Annotated in this window: 18 protein-coding genes; 6 read left to right on the forward strand and 12 right to left on the reverse strand. The window is 47.2% G+C overall.

Annotated elements, in window-relative coordinates; translation table 11 throughout:
- The 3 genes from HP568_RS21390 to HP568_RS21400 all read left to right on the forward strand — a co-directional run.
- A partial coding sequence (locus HP568_RS21390; protein ID WP_254551399.1) for a methyl-accepting chemotaxis protein occupies nt 1–773 on the forward strand: 773 nt, incomplete at its 5' end.
- Between the two features lie 93 nt (nt 774–866).
- Nucleotides 867–2066, forward strand: coding sequence for an iron-containing alcohol dehydrogenase (locus HP568_RS21395; protein ID WP_173630178.1), 1200 nt, complete (start codon nt 867–869; stop codon nt 2064–2066).
- 96 nt (nt 2067–2162) lie between these two features.
- Nucleotides 2163–3278 carry an aminopeptidase gene (locus HP568_RS21400; protein ID WP_048031063.1) on the forward strand — a complete coding sequence of 372 codons (1116 nt, stop codon included), beginning with the start codon at nt 2163–2165 and terminating at the stop codon, nt 3276–3278.
- A 794-nt stretch (nt 3279–4072) separates the two neighbouring features.
- On the opposite strand, the gene HP568_RS21405 is transcribed toward HP568_RS21400, so the two are convergent.
- The 6 genes from HP568_RS21405 to HP568_RS21430 all read right to left on the reverse strand — a co-directional run bounded on the left by HP568_RS21405 (nt 4073) and on the right by HP568_RS21430 (nt 11041).
- Nucleotides 4073–4657, reverse strand: coding sequence for a hypothetical protein (locus HP568_RS21405; RefSeq protein WP_173610691.1), 585 nt, complete (start codon nt 4655–4657; stop codon nt 4073–4075).
- A gap of 366 nt (nt 4658–5023) precedes the next feature.
- Nucleotides 5024–6124: a sensor histidine kinase gene (locus HP568_RS21410; RefSeq protein WP_173630179.1), complete on the reverse strand. Its 1101-nt coding sequence runs from the start codon at nt 6122–6124 to the stop codon at nt 5024–5026.
- Between the two features lie 42 nt (nt 6125–6166).
- Complete coding sequence (vanT, locus tag HP568_RS21415; RefSeq protein ID WP_173630180.1) at nt 6167–8320, reverse strand: serine racemase VanT catalytic subunit; 2154 nt, start codon at nt 8318–8320, stop codon at nt 6167–6169.
- On the reverse strand, nt 8304–9104 hold the full coding sequence (locus tag HP568_RS21420) for a M15 family metallopeptidase (RefSeq protein WP_048031058.1): 801 nt from the start codon (nt 9102–9104) through the stop codon (nt 8304–8306). Before HP568_RS21420 ends, vanT begins: the two co-directional genes overlap by 17 nt.
- Before the next feature lie 3 nt (nt 9105–9107).
- Entirely contained in the window at nt 9108–10160 is a 1053-nt protein-coding gene (vanG, locus tag HP568_RS21425; protein ID WP_173630181.1) for a D-alanine--D-serine ligase VanG, read from the reverse strand.
- Between the two features lie 5 nt (nt 10161–10165).
- A complete protein-coding gene (locus tag HP568_RS21430) occupies nt 10166–11041 on the reverse strand; it encodes a M15 family metallopeptidase (RefSeq protein WP_048031056.1) in 876 nt (291 codons plus the stop codon).
- Nucleotides 11042–11184: 143 nt separating this feature from the next.
- Here HP568_RS21430 and HP568_RS21435 point away from each other — a divergent pair, with 143 nt between their 5' ends.
- Nucleotides 11185–12132: a helix-turn-helix transcriptional regulator gene (locus HP568_RS21435; RefSeq protein ID WP_048031054.1), complete on the forward strand. Its 948-nt coding sequence runs from the start codon at nt 11185–11187 to the stop codon at nt 12130–12132.
- A gap of 65 nt (nt 12133–12197) precedes the next feature.
- The gene (locus HP568_RS21440; RefSeq protein WP_173630182.1) at nt 12198–12719 is read left to right on the forward strand and encodes a DinB family protein; all 522 of its coding nucleotides are present in this window, start codon (nt 12198–12200) and stop codon (nt 12717–12719) included.
- Here the strand turns inward: HP568_RS21440 and HP568_RS21445 are convergent.
- On the reverse strand, nt 12716–13492 hold the full coding sequence (locus HP568_RS21445) for a DUF169 domain-containing protein (protein ID WP_048031050.1): 777 nt from the start codon (nt 13490–13492) through the stop codon (nt 12716–12718). The genes HP568_RS21440 and HP568_RS21445 overlap by 4 nt on opposite strands.
- A gap of 207 nt (nt 13493–13699) precedes the next feature.
- On the opposite strand from HP568_RS21445, the gene HP568_RS21450 reads away from it, so the two are divergent.
- Nucleotides 13700–14269 carry a putative periplasmic lipoprotein gene (locus HP568_RS21450; RefSeq protein ID WP_254551401.1) on the forward strand — a complete coding sequence of 190 codons (570 nt, stop codon included), beginning with the start codon at nt 13700–13702 and terminating at the stop codon, nt 14267–14269.
- A gap of 77 nt (nt 14270–14346) precedes the next feature.
- Here HP568_RS21450 and HP568_RS21455 read toward each other — a convergent pair whose 3' ends face one another.
- Genes HP568_RS21455 through HP568_RS21475 form a run of 5 tightly spaced genes read right to left on the reverse strand, consistent with a single transcriptional unit; the run spans nt 14347 to nt 17226 of the window.
- Entirely contained in the window at nt 14347–15660 is a 1314-nt protein-coding gene (locus tag HP568_RS21455) for a VWA domain-containing protein (RefSeq protein WP_173630183.1), read from the reverse strand.
- A 35-nt stretch (nt 15661–15695) separates the two neighbouring features.
- The gene (locus HP568_RS21460; protein ID WP_017249694.1) at nt 15696–15896 is read right to left on the reverse strand and encodes a hypothetical protein; all 201 of its coding nucleotides are present in this window, start codon (nt 15894–15896) and stop codon (nt 15696–15698) included.
- Between the two features lie 32 nt (nt 15897–15928).
- A complete protein-coding gene (locus HP568_RS21465) occupies nt 15929–16129 on the reverse strand; it encodes a hypothetical protein (protein ID WP_235617602.1) in 201 nt (66 codons plus the stop codon).
- 26 nt (nt 16130–16155) lie between these two features.
- Nucleotides 16156–16824, reverse strand: coding sequence for a Tad domain-containing protein (locus tag HP568_RS21470; RefSeq protein ID WP_048031044.1), 669 nt, complete (start codon nt 16822–16824; stop codon nt 16156–16158).
- Nucleotides 16825–17226, reverse strand: a complete 402-nt coding sequence (locus HP568_RS21475; RefSeq protein ID WP_048035676.1) for a TadE/TadG family type IV pilus assembly protein — start codon at nt 17224–17226, stop codon at nt 16825–16827. It abuts the gene before it with no gap.
- Between the last annotated feature and the right edge of the window lie 22 nt (nt 17227–17248).

Below are 17248 nucleotides of genomic sequence, written 5' to 3' on the forward strand. Positions count from 1 at the left end.
GTGCCAGCGCCTCCTTTCAGCACATCAAGCAATCGATGGACGGACTGTTCGCGCGTATTTTCTCTGTGATTGAAGCCGGTAAAAAGATGCAGACAGTCACCCATAATGGACAAGATCGTATCGATGATTTGAACACGATGATCAACCGCTTCTCCCACACGTACGCACAGGTCGACACCCGCATGACTGAACTGCGTCGACAATCAGAATCCATTGGAGATGTTGTTCATCTGATCCAAAACGTGGCGAAGCAAACCAAGCTTCTCGCTTTAAACGCGAGTATTGAAGCGGCCCGCGCTGGAGAATACGGGCGTGGATTTGCAGTCGTGGCCAGCGAGGTAGCCAAGCTTGCCAATGAGTCGGAAAACGCCACTTTAGAAATCACGCGGCTGATGGACGCTGTTCAGGAACAAACCTATGCGATTTCCTCCGAAACCTCTCAAGCATCCGAACAGCTTCAGCAAAGCCTGCAAAAGCTCTCAGATGCCGCCTCTGCTTTTCTTGAGCTTCGACAAGCTGTCGATCAGACAACGGGAGAGCTGCATATAGCCAACGAGGGGTTATCCGACATAACCGAAGGCTTGCACACGGTAGACATGGCATTGGATGCGTTTGTTGCCATTTCCCAAGAGACCAAAAGCAGCACAGAAGAAATGCTGGTCGCCTCGCGCGAACAGCTCACTTCCATTGAGAAATCACGTCAACTGGCTACAGAGCTTCTATCCTTATCTGAGCGGTTGCAAGAAATCAGTGATCGCTTTCGCGTTGCATGAACGAGCAGAGCCTTCCCCTCGGGCAGGCTCTTTTCTTTTGTTTATGATAAAATTGTCAGTGGTACAACCAATACGTGAAAGAAGGAATTTCAGATGTTTCCATTTGAAGTGTCTTTTCCTACCAAGATTTACTTTGGCATAGGCGAACTGGAGCGTTTGGGCCAAGAAGCAAAATCGATGGGCCAAAAAGCATTGCTCGTCACAGGCGGCAATGCGGCCAAACGTACAGGACTTTTGGACCGCGCCAAGGCTCTGTTGCAGGAAGCTCAAGTGGCGTATCTTGTTTTTGACAAAATCGAACCGAATCCGCGTACGGCAACGGTTGATGCCGGAGCTGCTCTTGCTCGTGAGCATCAGTGTGACTTCATTCTGGCTATCGGTGGCGGCTCCGTAATGGATGCCTCCAAAGCGATTGCAGCAGCAGCCGTTTCTGGACGCCCGATCTATGATTACATGCGGGGAAATCCGAGTGGCTCTGGTCAACTGCTGGTACCCGTTCAGGAAGCACTGCCGATCATGACCGTCCCGACAGTAGCCGCTACAGGTTCGGAAGCCAACCATATCAGCGTCCTGACTCATTGGGACACGCATGAAAAATCTTCGATCAACGGTCCCGCTCTTTACCCGAAGATTGCCATTCTTGACCCGTCTGTTACCTTTACCGTTCCGGCTCGCGTCACAGCGGAATCTTGCGCCGATATCTTTTCCCATCTGTTTGAAAACTATTTGATCAGCGCGGAAGGTACCCACATTCAGGACGGGATTTCCGAAACACTCATTCGTCTCGTCGTCGAGCACTCCATCACAGCGATCCAGCAACCAGACCATGCAGAAGCACGATCCACCCTTTTGTGGGCGAGCACGCTGGGCATCAGTCCCTTCGCTGCTGGCGGTCGCGGTGCTGGTATGCCGTTGCACGGAATTGAACATCCGCTGAGCGGGATCTACGATATGGCTCATGGTCGTGGACTGGCGATCCTGTCCCTTCCTTATTTCGAACAGGTGATTTTGCAAGACCGGCCCGAGAGACTAGCCCGTATGGGACGTCATTGCTTTGGCGTTACCGTGGAGGACGAGGGCGAAGCAGCACGAGCAACGATTGAAGCCGTTCGCCGTTGGTATGAGCGCATGGGAATCACAGAATGTCTGTCTGACTTCGGCGTGACCAAACAATCGCTGGCGCAAATGGCGGAAGAAGCGGTTCGCATCGGCGGACGCGGAATCGGGTATCTGCCTAGCTCACGAAAATTGAATGAATCTGATGTGATCGCGATTTACGAGGCTTGCCTGTAATCCAAGCATCAAACACACTGGCGAGCCCTCGTTCAGTTGTGTAATAATACAAATTAATCATTAATCAAAATTATTTTACTACGGAGGTTACCACCTATGGCAGATCCACGCATTAATGAACTGGCAAGCCGTCTCGTCCGTTACTCACTCCATTTGCAAAAAGGCGAAAAAGTTCTGATCGAAAATACAGGCCTGCAACCTGAACTCGTTCGTGCACTTGTGCGTGAATCATTTGCAGTTGGGGCTCTGCCTTTGGTCACCTTGAAAGACCAGGAAATCATGCGTGCACTCTATCAAGGCACGAGCGAAGAACACATGTCCCTGATGGCAAAATACGAATATGACCGGATGAAGGACATGGACGCTTACATCGCTATCCGCGCCTACGACAACATCAACGAGTATGCCGACGTACCGGAAGACAAAATGGGCATTTACGCTCGCGTCCTGTATCAACCTGTACATACGAACGAGCGCGTTCCGAACAAACGCTGGGTTGTACTGCGCTACCCGAACAAGTCGATGGCGCAACTGTCCAAAATGAGTCTCGAGGGCTTTGAGGATTTCTACTTCTCCGTCTGCAATCTGGACTACGCCAAAATGTCCGCTGCCATGACTCCGTTGAAAGAGCTGATGGAGCGCACTGATCGTGTACGCATCGTCGGTCCAAAAACGGACCTGCGCTTCTCCATTAAAGGAATCAATGCCATCAAGTGCGACGGCAAACGCAATATCCCGGATGGCGAAGTATACACCGCTCCTGTACGCGATTCCGTTGAAGGAACGATTTTCTACAACGCGGCATCGATCTACAATGGCATTACCTTCAATGATGTTCAGTTCACTTTCAAAGAAGGCAAGATCGTGGAAGCGACCAGCTCCAATACCAAAGCATTGAACGATATCCTCGACACGGACGAGGGCGCACGCTATATCGGAGAATTCGCGATCGGCTTCAACCCGCACATCCTCCACCCAATGCTGGATATCCTGTTTGACGAAAAAATCGCGGGCAGCTTCCACTTCACGCCAGGGAATGCTTACACAGTAGCAGACAACGGCAACCGCTCCTCCATTCACTGGGACTTGGTCCAAATCCAACGCCCTGAATACGGCGGCGGCGAAATCTGGTTTGACGATGTGCTGATCAGAAAAGACGGGCGCTTTGTGTTGCCAGAGCTGGAAGGCTTGAACCCGGAGAATTTGATTTAAAAAGTACCATAATAGCGAAAAGGGCAGGGACGAGGCTCCCTGCCCTTTTTTGAATAAGATTCACTACGAACCCCATTTCTTACATACGATCTAACGGGGTGACTTTACTAACTAACTAACTAACAATAAATCAGTAAAATAACGTTTAGATTGTTGAGGTGGTAGTCAACGATCTAACTGAGTCATTCTCAGAATGAGAAATACTCAGTTTTCCCAAAGATGATCTCCTTAGTAAATAGGGAGATCACTTTTTATTTTGTAAATTCCGCACATTAAATAACCCCTATTTTGATTCTTTCACTTCTGTGTGTGTAAATGGTGTCGGCACTTTAATCCTTCCAATACGCCTTTGTTTTACCACTGTATCTTCTCCTGGATAAACTTTAGCACGCCAATCCGCGTATATATTGTATACCTCAGCAACAGCCCACAGTCTGATAACATACGAACCTGGCTTTTTAAAGGTAGCATTAATTTCTTGTCCTTTTACGACTTCATGTGTTTGTGATGAAACAAACTTGTATCCCAAATCGACCTTTACTAATTTTATGGGAAATTCTACACCAACTGCCCAATCATGAGTACTCTGAACAGTTTCTTTTACAGTCGATGTATATTTTGCACTTAATTCAGTACCATCCGTAACTGTAATATACTCTTTGAGTAGTTGGTAAAATACTAGATGATAGGAGAGAAAATCCTAAAATAAAGGTAGATAACGCTTTTCTCTTAAATGCCATAATCAGTCCGCCAAAGTCCATACATTTCATAACCTACTAGGCTATAAAACCAAATTAAGATTTCTTATTTAAATAATTCAGCAACATCATTAAGAATTCTGAGTATAATTTTTGAACATCTACATCCTGTGATGTTAACGTCATAGCAACCATGCTAACGGATAGCCCATTTCCCGAAAAATTATATACATTTACAAAAGTATTAGGAAATTTATCACTATACGCCCTAGTAATACCATTATTTTCGTCCTTGGAGTTGTAAAAATTCGGGGAATAACTAACTGAATTAGTCCATTGAAAATCTCCCTCAGGACCTGGTGCCACACCAAGCATTATTACTACACCATTTTTTTCATTTTTATAAACTAAAGTTTTATTATTATCATGAAATTGATCCAGTGACTCTTTAGGCTCATCATTAATAGCTGGTACAATATTTCTAATATTCCAATCCTCAGTTACCTCAACATAACCCTCCGGTTTAAAATTCTCTTTTAAAAGTGAGAATTTTGAGTTGAACGTTTGCACATCAATCTTATTGGTAACTTGTGCATTCGTATTGCTTGGTTCACAAGCTGCTAACATTAATAGAGAAAAACTTAATAATACAACTAGGTAACACTTAATGTATTTATTCATAATAAGATCACCTTTTTGCGTTTTTACATATTTTAGTTTATTTCACCAAATATAGTTCGTCAAATTACTTTTGTTGAAACTTTGAACACTTTAAAATTTCGTATAATTTACCCGTGATGTTGCCGATAACCACAACATGAATCGACTTTCGAAATCCAATTTCAGTCGGAGCAATTGGCAACAGTCTTTCTCTCAGCAAGGTGGACCAAACTCTTAACCCGCAAACAACTTGGTATCAAGCACAAATAAGCCTCCTATGATGAAGAGACTTACGTGGCATATCAGAATAATCACAGCGATTTCGGCATTTGTGACAAATCGTTTTTCTTGTACGTGCACCCTTTTGCTCGCGAGTCAACAGCATTATTAAATGATTGTCCCATACGGCAACCTGACCTCAAAACATGTACGAATCAAATCACTTTGAACAGAAATCGTTCCCCGATGCTTCTCGACGATATTTTTCGCAATAAACAGGCCGAGTCCTGTGCCTCCCCCTTGGTGCGTTCGCGCTTTGTCGCCCGTAAAAAACATTTCAAAAATATGCGGAAGCGCCTCTTCGGGTATTTGGTCACCGTAATTCATGATTTGTACAACCACTTCATCTCCCTCACGATAAGCGTTCAAATCGATAAACTGACCATCTCCCCCGTAGCGTATCGCATTGGTCAGGATGTTCTCAAATACGCGCGCCAACAGCTCCCCATCTCCCACGATCACTAAATGAGCAGCAATCGTACACCGCGCGACCAGTTCATTTTTCTCAAAGGAAGGATACATCTCTTCATTTAACTGAACAAGCAATTCACTCAAATCAATGACCTTTTGCTCGAGGTTGACCATGCCGTAATTCATTCTCGTAATTTCGAAGAGCTCATCAATCAGCTTTTCCAATCGTTGCGACTTGGTAAGAGCAATCGTCGCATAATGCCGCATTTGTTCTTGTGTTATCTGCTCATCTCGCAAAATGAGATCCAGATAACCCAGAACAGATGTCAGTGGTGTGCGTAAATCATGCGCCAGATTCAAAACAAGCTGATCCTTGCTGCTTTCGGCGAAATCTCCTCTTTCTACCGCCTTTTGCAGCATTTCGCTTGCTAGATTGATATCCTTGGCAATTTCTGCAAACTCATCATTGGATGGAATATGGACATGCCGTGTAAAGTCTCCACTCGCGAGATAATGAATGCCCGTAGAAATCTCCCGAAAGTAGCCAGCATACCGTTTGGTCAGGAGATAGAAAAACAAGATCGCAATGGGAGCAAAAACAATCAAAAAGAAATTGATATCCCCCATCTCCCTGATGAAATAGCGAACCTGGGCGAGCGGATCTTCGTACTTAACCCCCGCCCGATAGTAAAACTGGAGTACTTTATAGAGCAGATAGGTTACGATACCGGACAGAAGCATGCCAAACCCAAGAAGCCCAAGCATTTTGGAACGAAAGCTATGTCTCCCCTTCGCCATGAAAAAATAAACCACTCCCTATGCTCGTTTTCGTCCAAAAGATCAATTATGATAGACTCTTGTGACACGTTCTCCCAAACGGCTTACCAGCTCGTTCGTAATGGTTTTACACGGTTGGGCCATTTCCTCGGCAGTAATCCCCTCTTCTTGATCTCTGCCGATAAAGGTCACAACATCCCCTCTTTGCACCTCTTCTATATCTGTAATATCTACGATAAGCTGATCCATGCAGACAAAGCCAATAATCGGTCTCCTTTTTCCTTTGATCAAGCAGGTAGCGCCCGCATCTGACAGCATGCGCGGAACCCCATCTGCATATCCAATGGATACGATGGCGATCTTACTGTCTTTCTGTGCTGTGTGGGCACGTCCATAGCCCACGGATGCTCCTTTTTCCACTTGTTTCACCTGCACAACTCTTGCTTTCAGTGATAACACAGGTCGTAGGTCGACACTTGTTTTTACCTTGTCTCCCTGCTTGCTCAGCATTCCGAAGAGAGCAATCCCAATCCGAGCATAATCGTATTGCAGCTCCCCGTAATTCAGCACGCCGTAACTGCTCTGAACGTGCAGCTTTTGTGGATCGATCCCCTTTTCTTTCAGCTGTTCGATCCCTTTCTGGAAACGGGCGATTTGATTTGTCGTGTATTCGATATCCGAAGCTTCCAAACTGTCAGCCACACTCAGATGCGTAAAGGTACCGCATACCTGCAAATTTTTATATCGATACATGGCCGCAATTTTTTCCGTGTGGTCCCAAGATTCCCCGAGTCTCCCCATCCCCGTATCGATCTTGATATGAACAGAGATTTTCACGTTGTAGCCATTGAGTTTTTGGGCATATTCGTCATCTACTACGGTTTGCATCAATCTGAAACGGGCGATTTGGCGTATCCGTCGTTCATCGGTATAGCCAAGCACCAGAATCTCCCCTTTTACGCCCTTCTTCCTTAGCTCGATTCCTTCGTCGATTGTGGCAACTGCGAAGTGATCAATCCCGAGCTTGTTTAAGAACCTCGCGATTTGCCATCCGCCGTGGCCATATGCCTGCGCCTTTACGACTGCCATCACTGCACAATCCTTCGGGAGAACCCGCTGAAATTCCCTTACATTATGTTGGAGATGAGGAAGATGGATATCAGCCCATGCTCGCCCGGTTTGATCCGGTTTCTTACCTCGAATGCGCTGGATCACCTTTATCGCCATCACAGAAAGAACAAACGACAGTACCATGACCAGCGTAAAATGCACCAAGCTGTTTTCAACAAGCAACGGTGTCAGTCCCGTTACCTTGGCCGCTGCGCGAATGAGCACAATACACAGCGGATGAATGACATACACATACAGGCTCAGCTTTCGTAAGGTTGGGCGATTACTGCCTTTCCCGAACAACAGAAGTTGAAAGAGAAAATACATGCACGGTATCAAAAAAATGTACATACTGTCATGGCGTTGCAGTTGATAAGCGTGCAAAAGCAAACCTTCCATTACCAGCATGCTTCCGAACAATCCAAGTCCGATAGCATACGGTACGACCTTTTTCTTTTTCCGTCTGCGGGTATTGGCAATCATCCCTCCCATGACAATAAACACAGGGGCAAAAAATATACCGTTCCGCGTGTAATCAAACAGGGTAAACATCGATTGGTAGATACTGTCCACATACGGATTCATCTGTGCAAATCCAAAGTAGCTGTCTCCCAATAGCCCGATGCCATACAACAGCAAAGTCACCCAAAACGTATTCCATGCGGATAGTCTTGTATACAAAAAAGTACTGATACACACCCCCAGCATGATGCCAGGGAAATACCACAGATGATACAAGGTCCCGTTAAACAAGAGGTCCTTCACTGCTGAAAATACGGTAAATTGATCCGTAAAATACCCTGCGTACACATTCACGGGAAGATAAAGAAGAATCGAAAGCAAATAAAGCTTCCCTACCTTCCATAAAAACTGCTTCAGCATAGACGCATTTCGGTGGCTATCTGTGCCAAGCTTTTGCAAGAAGAAAAATCCCGTGCACATAAAGAAAAACGGAACCGCAACCCTGGCTATTGTTCGTGTCAGTGTAAAGTCAGCCCATTCGCTTATGGACAGCAGGGGAGAAGTATGGATTGCGATGACAAGGATCGCTGCCATGATTCGAAATCGATCTAGCCCGCCATACTGCTTTTCACTCCCCGCGTTCATTACGTGCCTCCTGACGAAACACCGTAATGATAAATCCATCCACGTTGTTACCCGATATTTCGTAGCTCTCACCAGCAACAATCGGGATGTGCGTAACTGTATCGGTAGCCTTTACATAGTAGATTTCCATGCTCTCATCATCCACTAGCAAATGCTCCTGATGGAATTCGTAGTTTTTCACATACTCGATATACTCTTCCAGACAAAACTGAAGCTTTTCCATCAAAACAGCATGCGGATAGCCCACATATCGAAAATGCCAAGGCTCATCCGAAATCCCTGTCAGCTGCTCCTTGTCTTTGTCGTAGCGTTTGATAAACCCATATTGACTGGCGCGTTGGCGAAACATTCGACATACGCCATGATCGGGAAAAGAAGGGCAAATAAAATCGATCTCCTCCTTCTTTTCCCCTACATCTATCGCAAGCCCTGTCTGATGCTCACTTTCATTCGGACGCGCGACAAATTGACTGGTAAACAGCTGTCCATTTTCGAGCAAGGATTGATCATAAATATCCTTTTGTTCCGCCTCGCTGCGAAAGCCACTGACTGGCACGATTGTATGCTCCGCGTTGCAGGCTTTCAGCAGTTTGGCAAACATTTTCGCAGCCGTGTTTTCCAGCATCATATGGTTGTGTGCTCCGTCAATCAGCCGCATGCGGTTCAGCAGGATACCGTCGTCTGTTTGCCAGCGGATCGGGTACTGACGATTCACCAAAATCAGATGGCCGTGATGCAGATTGTCGCTGTTCAAAGAAATCGTCGAGACGTGAGGTTGTGTCATCGATTAGTCCTCCTCCAACGCTAGCATAATCAACGTATCCAGAAGCTCTTTATAGGAAATCCCCGCAGCACGCAGCATGCTTGGATACCTGCTCTTCGAGGTAAAGCCGGGGATCGTATTCACTTCGTTAAACACAATGTCTCCGTCCGGTGTGACAAACATATCCACGCGAGCGAAGCCACGACAGTCAAAAACCTGATAGAGATGGGTGGCTGTTTGCTTGATTTTATGAGCGAGTTCGTCGTCAATTCTTGCCGGGACATGGATATGGGCAGTCTCCAATGAATACTTTTCTGTATAATTGAAGAAGCCTTGGAGCAATTCGATCTCATCCACTTCCCCCACAATGACCTCACGATTTCCTAGAACCGCGCAGCCTACCTCAAATCCCACGATGTTTTCCTCGATGACTACTTTGTCATCATGCAGCAGGGCGTTTTCTATCCCGAAAACCAATTCTGATGGGCTGTATGCTTTCGTAATCCCAATCGAAGACCCTGCCTTTGCCGGTTTGACATACAAAGGGAATCCCAGTGCTTCGGTGGCAGATTGAACAGTTGCCAGATCCGTATTTGGATAAACGGTAATGGATCTTGGCGTTTTGATACCGGAGCACTCCGCCAGCGTGTGGGCAATATCCTTGTCCATACAAATAGCAGAGGATAGCGTGTGACAACCGACAAAAGGAATTCCGGCGAGCTCCAATAGCCCTTGCACCGTTCCATCCTCTCCGTTTTTGCCATGTAAAATCGGGAACACCACATCAACCTTCCTGACCATCATGGCACCGTTCTCCTGTGTTACGATTCCCCGCACCTGTCTGCAAGGAGAGAGAAAGGCAGGTACACACGACTCACTTTGATGCCAACTGTCATTCCGAATGTTTTCGATGTTGCCGGTATATTGCAGCCATTGCCCTTCCCTTGTAATTCCTAGCAAAATCACCTCGTACTTTTCCAGACACAAACTCTCTAGCACCGAACTCGTCGATTTAAGGGATACTTCATACTCCGAAGAACATCCCCCAAACAAAATCGCGACAGTCAATTTCTTCATTAGATTCACTCCTTCTGTTCCTCGTTGACGTAGCTTGTCACAATCACGCCGCCCATGTTGTCACCCGAAATCTCATAGTTGCTCGAAATCGGTACTTTGATCGTCATCTCTTGATCGACAGGGTAGTAGTTAATTTCATAGATCTTCCCATCGCTTGTCACGGAGATACTTCTTTTGTCTTTTACGTAATCCAGGTATTCTTCCAGCGAAAAGTTATTCTGCTTCATGATCGCGCTATGCGGCAAACCGACATACCGGAAGTGCCAGGGCTCGAATACCGTTCCTGTAATGGCTACCTTGTCTTTCGGGTAGCGCAAAATAAAACCGTATTTCCACGAATGATCTTCCAGCCACTTGCCTTCAGGGGCGTGCTCCATTTTCATTTGCGTCGATCCAATATCCAGCGCAGAACCTACATTATGTTCGCTATAACCGCTTGGCATCGCGATCGCTGGCCCCATTTCTTCATACAGCTTCTCTTGTTCTTCCTTACCTCGATAACCGCTGTTCAGGATAAAGTGGCTCACGTTATCTTGTTGCGCAGCTTTGACCATCTCCAAGAATACTTTGGCTACACGCTCCGACACTTCGAGTCTATGATCGAGCAAAGTATAGCCTTGTAACAGTTCTTCATGCTCAGACAACCGAACCACATCGTTTTTTACCCCTGCCTCATGAACCGGATAGTCTTTATTGACCAAGAGAAGGTCTCCCTGATAAATTTGATCTTTTGTTATTTGTATCGATTGGTACTCCACACCGGTAGCCTCTCCCACTGTTTCCATATGTCCTCCAGCATTAGGTGGTCCTTCTGTAATTTTTTGAAAAACGATATATCCAAACAGCGATAAAATGACAAGCCAAAAAACCCTCTTTTTCATTCACAGCTTCCTCCTTCACTTACACATGTAGGATAGGGAAAACTGTTAAAATAAAAAGTAGGGTAAATCTAAAATAATTTTAAAGATGTCCAATCATTTTTATAAAGTTGCTTAGCTGATAGAGAGGAGGTCAGCAGCCTAGCATGAATAAAACAGACCGTTTGTTGGCAATCGTTCTGGAGCTACAGCGAAAAGGTACGTTGCGCGCAGAGGATTTGGCCGCGACCTTCGAGACGAGTGTCCGGACGATTTATCGTGATATGCAGGCATTGAGCGAAGCAGGCGTTCCCATCGTTGGGGCACCGGGTCAGGGATATTCGTTAATGGAAGGGTATTTTTTGCCGCCCGTCAGCTTTTCTGTAGAAGAAGCCGTTGCACTCCTGATCGGAGCGGACTTGGTCGAGCAAGCATTTGACCAAAACTTTGGCAACAGCGCAAGAGCTGTACAGCGCAAAGTAGAAGCGATCCTGTCTGCGGATGTAGGCAAACAAGCCAGCCGTATCCGCTCAACCTTTCGCCTCGTAAGCCCCAGAGCAAACAATCTGCGCGAGCAGGAAAAAGCGCATGCACAACTCCTCCACGATGCGATCATCAATGAGCGGAAGGTGCGGTTCCGCTATCGGAGGGGGACGCCCGGCGAGGGGGATGATCGTGAAACAGTGCGTGACGTTGCTCCATATGGTCTGGTACTAGTTCGGGGTTCTTGGATACTGCTCGCACATTGTGATCTGCGACAGGATATTCGTCGATTCCGCCTGTCCCGCATGAGCGGCCTGATTGTATTGGAAGACCGCTTTATCGTCCCTGACCATTTCCATTTTGCTGATTACAAGCCTCTCGACGATCGGTCCCTGGAGGTGCAAATCGTCATCAGACCAACTATCGCTGATCGGGTAAAAGAATCGGGCTATTTTTTTATCGAAGAGATTACGGAACATCCGGACGGCTTTCTCGTCAGATTGCGCGTCAGACAAATCGAAGAAATATTGTCTTGGGTACTGGGGTTGGGGGCAGATGCGGTTGTTCTTACGCCTGAGTCCTTGCGTAACCGAATTCGCGAAGAAGCCCAAAAATTATTCGAACGCTACTGACATACTGCTGTCAGGAGCGTTCGAATATGATAAAAGCAAGAAAACCAAGAGGAGCTGATTCGCCCATGAATACAAAGGAAATCGTGAACAAATTTGAAGATGTGACAAACCACTACCTGCATGAATTAGAAGGCTTCACCATGGAACAACTCCTGCAAAAACCAAGTGAAGAGGAATGGTCGATCGGTCAAATGTACCTTCACTTGATCCAAACTGCCCGCTATTTTCAACTGGGAAGTCTTGAGAAGTGTAGACAAGGAGGTCCTGCTGTCACAGAAGCAGGTACCGAAAAATCCGAGATCGGACAGACGATATTTGCTCAAGGCTCCTTGCCTCCCATTCGCGTGAAAGTCCCTGCCTCCCCACAGTACACACCTGCACAACCAGAAAGCAAGGAGCAATTGCGTGATGGACTCATCAGCGTGCTCTCACAAATGAAAGAGCTGGAACCGACTCTGGACGAAATTCCTGCGCATCACACGGTGGCTCACCCAGCCTTCGGACCGCTGACGGCCAAGGAATGGTTTGCTGTCGTAGAAATGCACTATCGCCATCACCTGCTCCAGCTCACCCGACTGAAGGGTTAGTTTTTTTCTCCAAACATCCCCGCAAGCTTTTGATAGGTCGGCGGAAACTCTGCCTGATAACGCAAGAAGGACGGGATCGGGTAACGGATTCCGCCTTTTTGCGTTCCCACTAATCCCTCCACCAGCTCGGCGGCATCGCGAAAATGAAAGCTGAAGGCCATCTCATGATCCTGTGTCTGGGCAAACAATCTATCGCCATAACACGGTACGATCACTTGTGGCTGTCCCGTCTGGATCGGCTTGATCGCAATGTCCGCACAGTCGGCCCGACTGGAAAAGGTGGAAGGAATCGATCCACCGCGCTTGTACAGCATCCCCGCCACCAATCGCATGACCTGTGCCGCATTGCCGTAAATCACCACGACATCTGGCTCGATCTCTGCCCGCTCCAGCGGAAACGATACGTAGTAGCCGCTTTCTTCTGCTGAAAATTTCGGGACATCCTCCTCACTTTTCGCCCCATTTTCCAATGAATCTGTATACATCCCACAGGCGAGATGCCCCTCTGAATAAAACGCCGGCTGCTCTTCATACCCAAAAGCCACCTGTGCGATCGGACAGGACAAATCGGCTCCATTCATCGCAATGCTCCAGCCATAACGCCGTGAAAAACCGACAGCTTGGCAAATGGTAATCGGATACCCCAGATCACGGACAGGTCGCTTTGCCTTTGATGGCAGAGCGGCTTCTTCTTTTCGGATGCTAACTCCTACAGGAAAGGTCTCGGTCCTGACATACATTTGAAGCGCTTGATTCAGCTCGATAGCGTTCATTCCATTTACCCCCTCGTTTTTCACATACACTGCCTACGATCTGAATTTTTCGTCTTTTTTGCCCAAAGTCCTGTCACTCCCTCTATTTTTCTCGAAGCTTACAACATCGTAAGGTAATGGAAAGGTTAATCGATAGGGAGTCGAAACAATCCCTGTTAGGATAAAAAAAGACTACACGTATGACTTGGGATGGCTGGAGGGTTCACAATGTTCACAATGAAAAAGTTCGCATGGCTGGGTACGGCGCTTCTCGTCTTTTTGTTAATGGGATGCTCCTCCAGCTCACCAGATACCGTACATGGGCTCGGAAAAGAAGAAGCGGCGCAAATCGCTGCAGCCGCTGTTAGACAATATTATCAGATGGATGTTGATACGACTGATCGGGAAATCACGCTGGAGGACCCAACCAATTCGGTATATAGAGGAGTCCCTGTTCACGCCGTACTGAAACGCGAACCTGTGAGTGGCGATGTCCATGGCTTTCACGCCATCATCGAACCGAAGTCCAAGCAAATTCTTTCCCTGTCGATTGACGTTATTGGAATAAACGGAGAAATGGCGACAAAAACGATGACAGAAGCAGATTTGGAAAAGACGGCATCGGATTTCATCCGCTCGAAAAACCTGCTTGCGACGAACGACTTCCAATTGGTGAAAGCTTCTGACGCTCATTCCAATGACGCCAAACGTTACTTTTATTACACAGATGGCCTAAATGATGTGGCAGTCGGAGTGGACCCAGGCCTGCAACAGGTCGTTACGTTCACATATGATTGATGCTCCCTCCCCTTTACATTTACAGTGGGTTCTCCGTTGCGACTGCAATCGCTTTTGTAACGGGGAACCCATTGCTGTTAGTTTCCGCTGTATTTATCCTCAATTTCCTCTCTCATTTCCTGATAGGTCTCGGTTGTGAGACTCACCAAGTAATTGGTAAGCTCCTCCTTGGACTGTGTAGCCAACGCTTCTCTTTCTTGCCTTTTCCCAGTAAGGTACTCCCTCGCTTCATTGCCAATCTTGCCACTCGCAGACAAATGCTCGATCGCCATTCCTATGTTCAGGCTCTCCCGCCAGTTTTTCTCGTACCAGTCCCGGTCGTAAGCATCCACCCATTTTTTGCGGTCGATCAGCACAGCGTCTGCTTCTGTCAAAGCATCCCGTTTCCACTGCTCCCACTTCTGAGCAATTTCTTTCGCGCGTTCCAGCTCTTGCTTGAACTGCTCGCGGTTCGTCACATTTGCATACAGACCTTCTGACGCGTGGGCAATCTCCTTCAATTGCTTCTGCCCATCTGCATTCACGTCAAAGCCGATGACGTTCAACAACGGCATAATTTTGGACTGGGACAATTCCTTGGCTACTGCCACCGGGTTGCCATCGCACGTCTCGATACCGTCACTGACCAGATAGATAACATTCGTATTTTTATCCGCTTCGAATCCCGCCAAATCCTCCTGAGCGAGACGCAAGGAGTGGGCAATGGATGTCCAGCCCGTCGGCTCAAACATGCCAAGTGCTTGCTCAAGACCTTTCGCTTCGTAGGCTTGCAATGGATAGACCATCTCGCTACTGCCGCAGGAGAGCTGTTTATGCTCATTCGCATTGCTTCCCTTATGTCCATACACGCGCAGCGAGATTCTCGCCTCTTCAGGCAGTGCTTCCGCGAATTCCTGAATCGCTTCCTTGGCGAGCTGCATTTTCGTTTTGTCCCCAATTTTCCCAGCCATGCTGCCGCTTGCATCCAGAATGATTTCTACGTTGAAATTCTCCCGAAACTGAAAGCGGGCGTCCTCGATGTCAGGACTGCCATACGAAGCCATTCTCCAGCGGTCTACAACCATTTGGGGACTGAGGTAATCCTCAGAAAACAGAGTGAGCAACTGATTCCAGTACAAATCCAAATAAGCATCATTCATCCCGTCGACCAGGGTAGGCATTTTATCCAAAACCTGTATGATCTCCGCTCGATGCGGATAAGCTGCGTGGAAAAATTGTGTACCAGCAAGCGGCCCAGGCTGTGAAGCAATCAATTCCTGTGTCGTCTGCGGCCATTGATTTTGCCCGATCCCTGTACCCGCTCCTATTGCGCCCATTGAACAGCCAGAAAGCAGCAGCATGATCATGATGCTGTTGATCAAGAGCGACATCCGTATTTTAGTGTTACGCATTCGGTCATATCCTCCTTGCCTTGTTGCCCTGTTGATCAGATCGCCGCGTTTTTCTTTCGGATGAACGCCAGATGGTTTCTTTTGATAAAAGGCATACCGATGGCGAGTATGAGCAGTTGCAACGGAAACTCTTCTCGATAAAATGCACCGATGACCGTAGCCGGTACGATCAGGGCGTAAAAGTAAATCATCATGTATCGCCAAAAGCGCTGCCAGTTTCGTTCTTGTCTGGACATGGCCTACTCCTTCCTTCTCATCCACTTGATCATCACCGACTCATTTCTTTTCGACGCAAATGGTCCATGCCAGCCTGTTCAATATAAGGAAGAGCAAACATAAAAAAGAGCAGTGCATATGGGAGCTTTTCACCCAACGCCATGAACAGACAGGACAGCGGCAGGAAAACGCCATAGATGATCACCGTCATTCCATTCCAGAACCGCTGCATTTTTTGTAGCTTTCTTGTCATGCCATTTCCTCCAATGCTCCCCGTTCCTACATAGGGATATGCAGATTCGCCCATCCGCTTACTTCATCAATAAAACCGATCCGTCTGCTTTCCCCTGTCTGGTAGATTTGCTCGGAATAGGCAGGAATGAAGTCAAAGCCCATCGATTCCGATTCGTACTTTACAGAAGTTGTTACTTCAATCCGATTGTCACTGTTGAACAATTGGACGGACGAGCCGCTGAGCGTTGCATTGTTGTCTGATAGCACTTTGGCAACCACCCCAGTAATTTTTGCTGTTGCCGTTTGCAAGCCAGCGTAGACATAAGTTTGCAACTCAACATTGCTTGGCAATTCGTTGCTCAATACCAAGTCAATCGCGCCATATTCAATTTCACTTTGAGACCAATCGGCGTGCGATGCTCTCATCTGGCTCTTGGCAGCTCCTAGTTTGAGCGTGAGATAATTTTGGTCATAATACCGCTGGGGTGACGCATCATGTATTTTAATAGCCCACTCCATCTCATCATAAATATCCTTCACCGCCGCAATACTCGCCTGCTGCGCACTGTTCGACGCCTGCTCCTTGTCTACAAAAATGGTCGAAAAGTTGAAAAGCGCAACAAACACCAACATGAACATAAACCAGTAAATCGTCAGGGTGAAGATCGTCATATTTCCACGTTCATTTTGCAAGTGACGCAGTATACGTGCCATCTAGTTCATCACCCTGCTCTTTATTTCCCGATCAAAAGAGATATATCGGTCCTCCTTTTTGATATAAAGCCAATCAGGAAGGAACCCCAATTCCATCTGCACGCCGACCTTGGCTGTAAAATATCCGTCACCATCCCACCTGATATCGCCGTCACTGAAGGAAATATAGCCTCCTGCCGCGTTCACCACGTTTCTGGCAGCTTGTATGGCTTCACCCGAATTCCCCGTTATGGCATACACCTTCGCCGCCTCATTTGCTGCCGACTGAGAGATGATGACGCCGTAGACGCCCACAAGAAACTGCCAGCAAATCAGCATGATCAGAAAGACGAACGGCAGTATGGCGATAAACTCTACGGTGACCGAGCCCTTTTCATTGGAAACGATCTTCTTCAGGCGCATTCTTCGCTCATCTCCTCTCGAA

Origin of the sequence: Brevibacillus sp. MS2.2 (assembly GCF_013284345.1) — a bacterium.
Taxonomy (GTDB): Bacteria; Bacillota; Bacilli; order Brevibacillales; family Brevibacillaceae; genus Brevibacillus; species Brevibacillus brevis_C.

What these genes read in the sequence shown, in the direction of transcription:
- HP568_RS21420 (WP_048031058.1), bottom strand. Translation starts at nt 9,104, where the DNA reads ATGACACAACCTCACGTCTCGACGATTTCTTTGAACAGCGACAATCTG.
- HP568_RS21470 (WP_048031044.1), bottom strand. Translation starts at nt 16,824, where the DNA reads ATGGCACGTATACTGCGTCACTTGCAAAATGAACGTGGAAATATGACG.
- HP568_RS21410 (WP_173630179.1), bottom strand. Translation starts at nt 6,124, where the DNA reads ATGGCGAAGGGGAGACATAGCTTTCGTTCCAAAATGCTTGGGCTTCTT.
- HP568_RS21440 (WP_173630182.1), top strand. Translation starts at nt 12,198, where the DNA reads ATGAATACAAAGGAAATCGTGAACAAATTTGAAGATGTGACAAACCAC.
- HP568_RS21465 (WP_235617602.1), bottom strand. Translation starts at nt 16,129, where the DNA reads ATGACAAGAAAGCTACAAAAAATGCAGCGGTTCTGGAATGGAATGACG.
- HP568_RS21400 (WP_048031063.1), top strand. Translation starts at nt 2,163, where the DNA reads ATGGCAGATCCACGCATTAATGAACTGGCAAGCCGTCTCGTCCGTTAC.
- vanG (WP_173630181.1), bottom strand. Translation starts at nt 10,160, where the DNA reads ATGAAGAAATTGACTGTCGCGATTTTGTTTGGGGGATGTTCTTCGGAG.
- HP568_RS21450 (WP_254551401.1), top strand. Translation starts at nt 13,700, where the DNA reads ATGTTCACAATGAAAAAGTTCGCATGGCTGGGTACGGCGCTTCTCGTC.
- HP568_RS21430 (WP_048031056.1), bottom strand. Translation starts at nt 11,041, where the DNA reads ATGAAAAAGAGGGTTTTTTGGCTTGTCATTTTATCGCTGTTTGGATAT.
- HP568_RS21395 (WP_173630178.1), top strand. Translation starts at nt 867, where the DNA reads ATGTTTCCATTTGAAGTGTCTTTTCCTACCAAGATTTACTTTGGCATA.
- HP568_RS21475 (WP_048035676.1), bottom strand. Translation starts at nt 17,226, where the DNA reads ATGCGCCTGAAGAAGATCGTTTCCAATGAAAAGGGCTCGGTCACCGTA.
- HP568_RS21460 (WP_017249694.1), bottom strand. Translation starts at nt 15,896, where the DNA reads ATGTCCAGACAAGAACGAAACTGGCAGCGCTTTTGGCGATACATGATG.
- vanT (WP_173630180.1), bottom strand. Translation starts at nt 8,320, where the DNA reads ATGAACGCGGGGAGTGAAAAGCAGTATGGCGGGCTAGATCGATTTCGA.
- HP568_RS21435 (WP_048031054.1), top strand. Translation starts at nt 11,185, where the DNA reads ATGAATAAAACAGACCGTTTGTTGGCAATCGTTCTGGAGCTACAGCGA.
- HP568_RS21445 (WP_048031050.1), bottom strand. Translation starts at nt 13,492, where the DNA reads ATGAACGCTATCGAGCTGAATCAAGCGCTTCAAATGTATGTCAGGACC.
- HP568_RS21405 (WP_173610691.1), bottom strand. Translation starts at nt 4,657, where the DNA reads ATGAATAAATACATTAAGTGTTACCTAGTTGTATTATTAAGTTTTTCT.
- HP568_RS21455 (WP_173630183.1), bottom strand. Translation starts at nt 15,660, where the DNA reads ATGCGTAACACTAAAATACGGATGTCGCTCTTGATCAACAGCATCATG.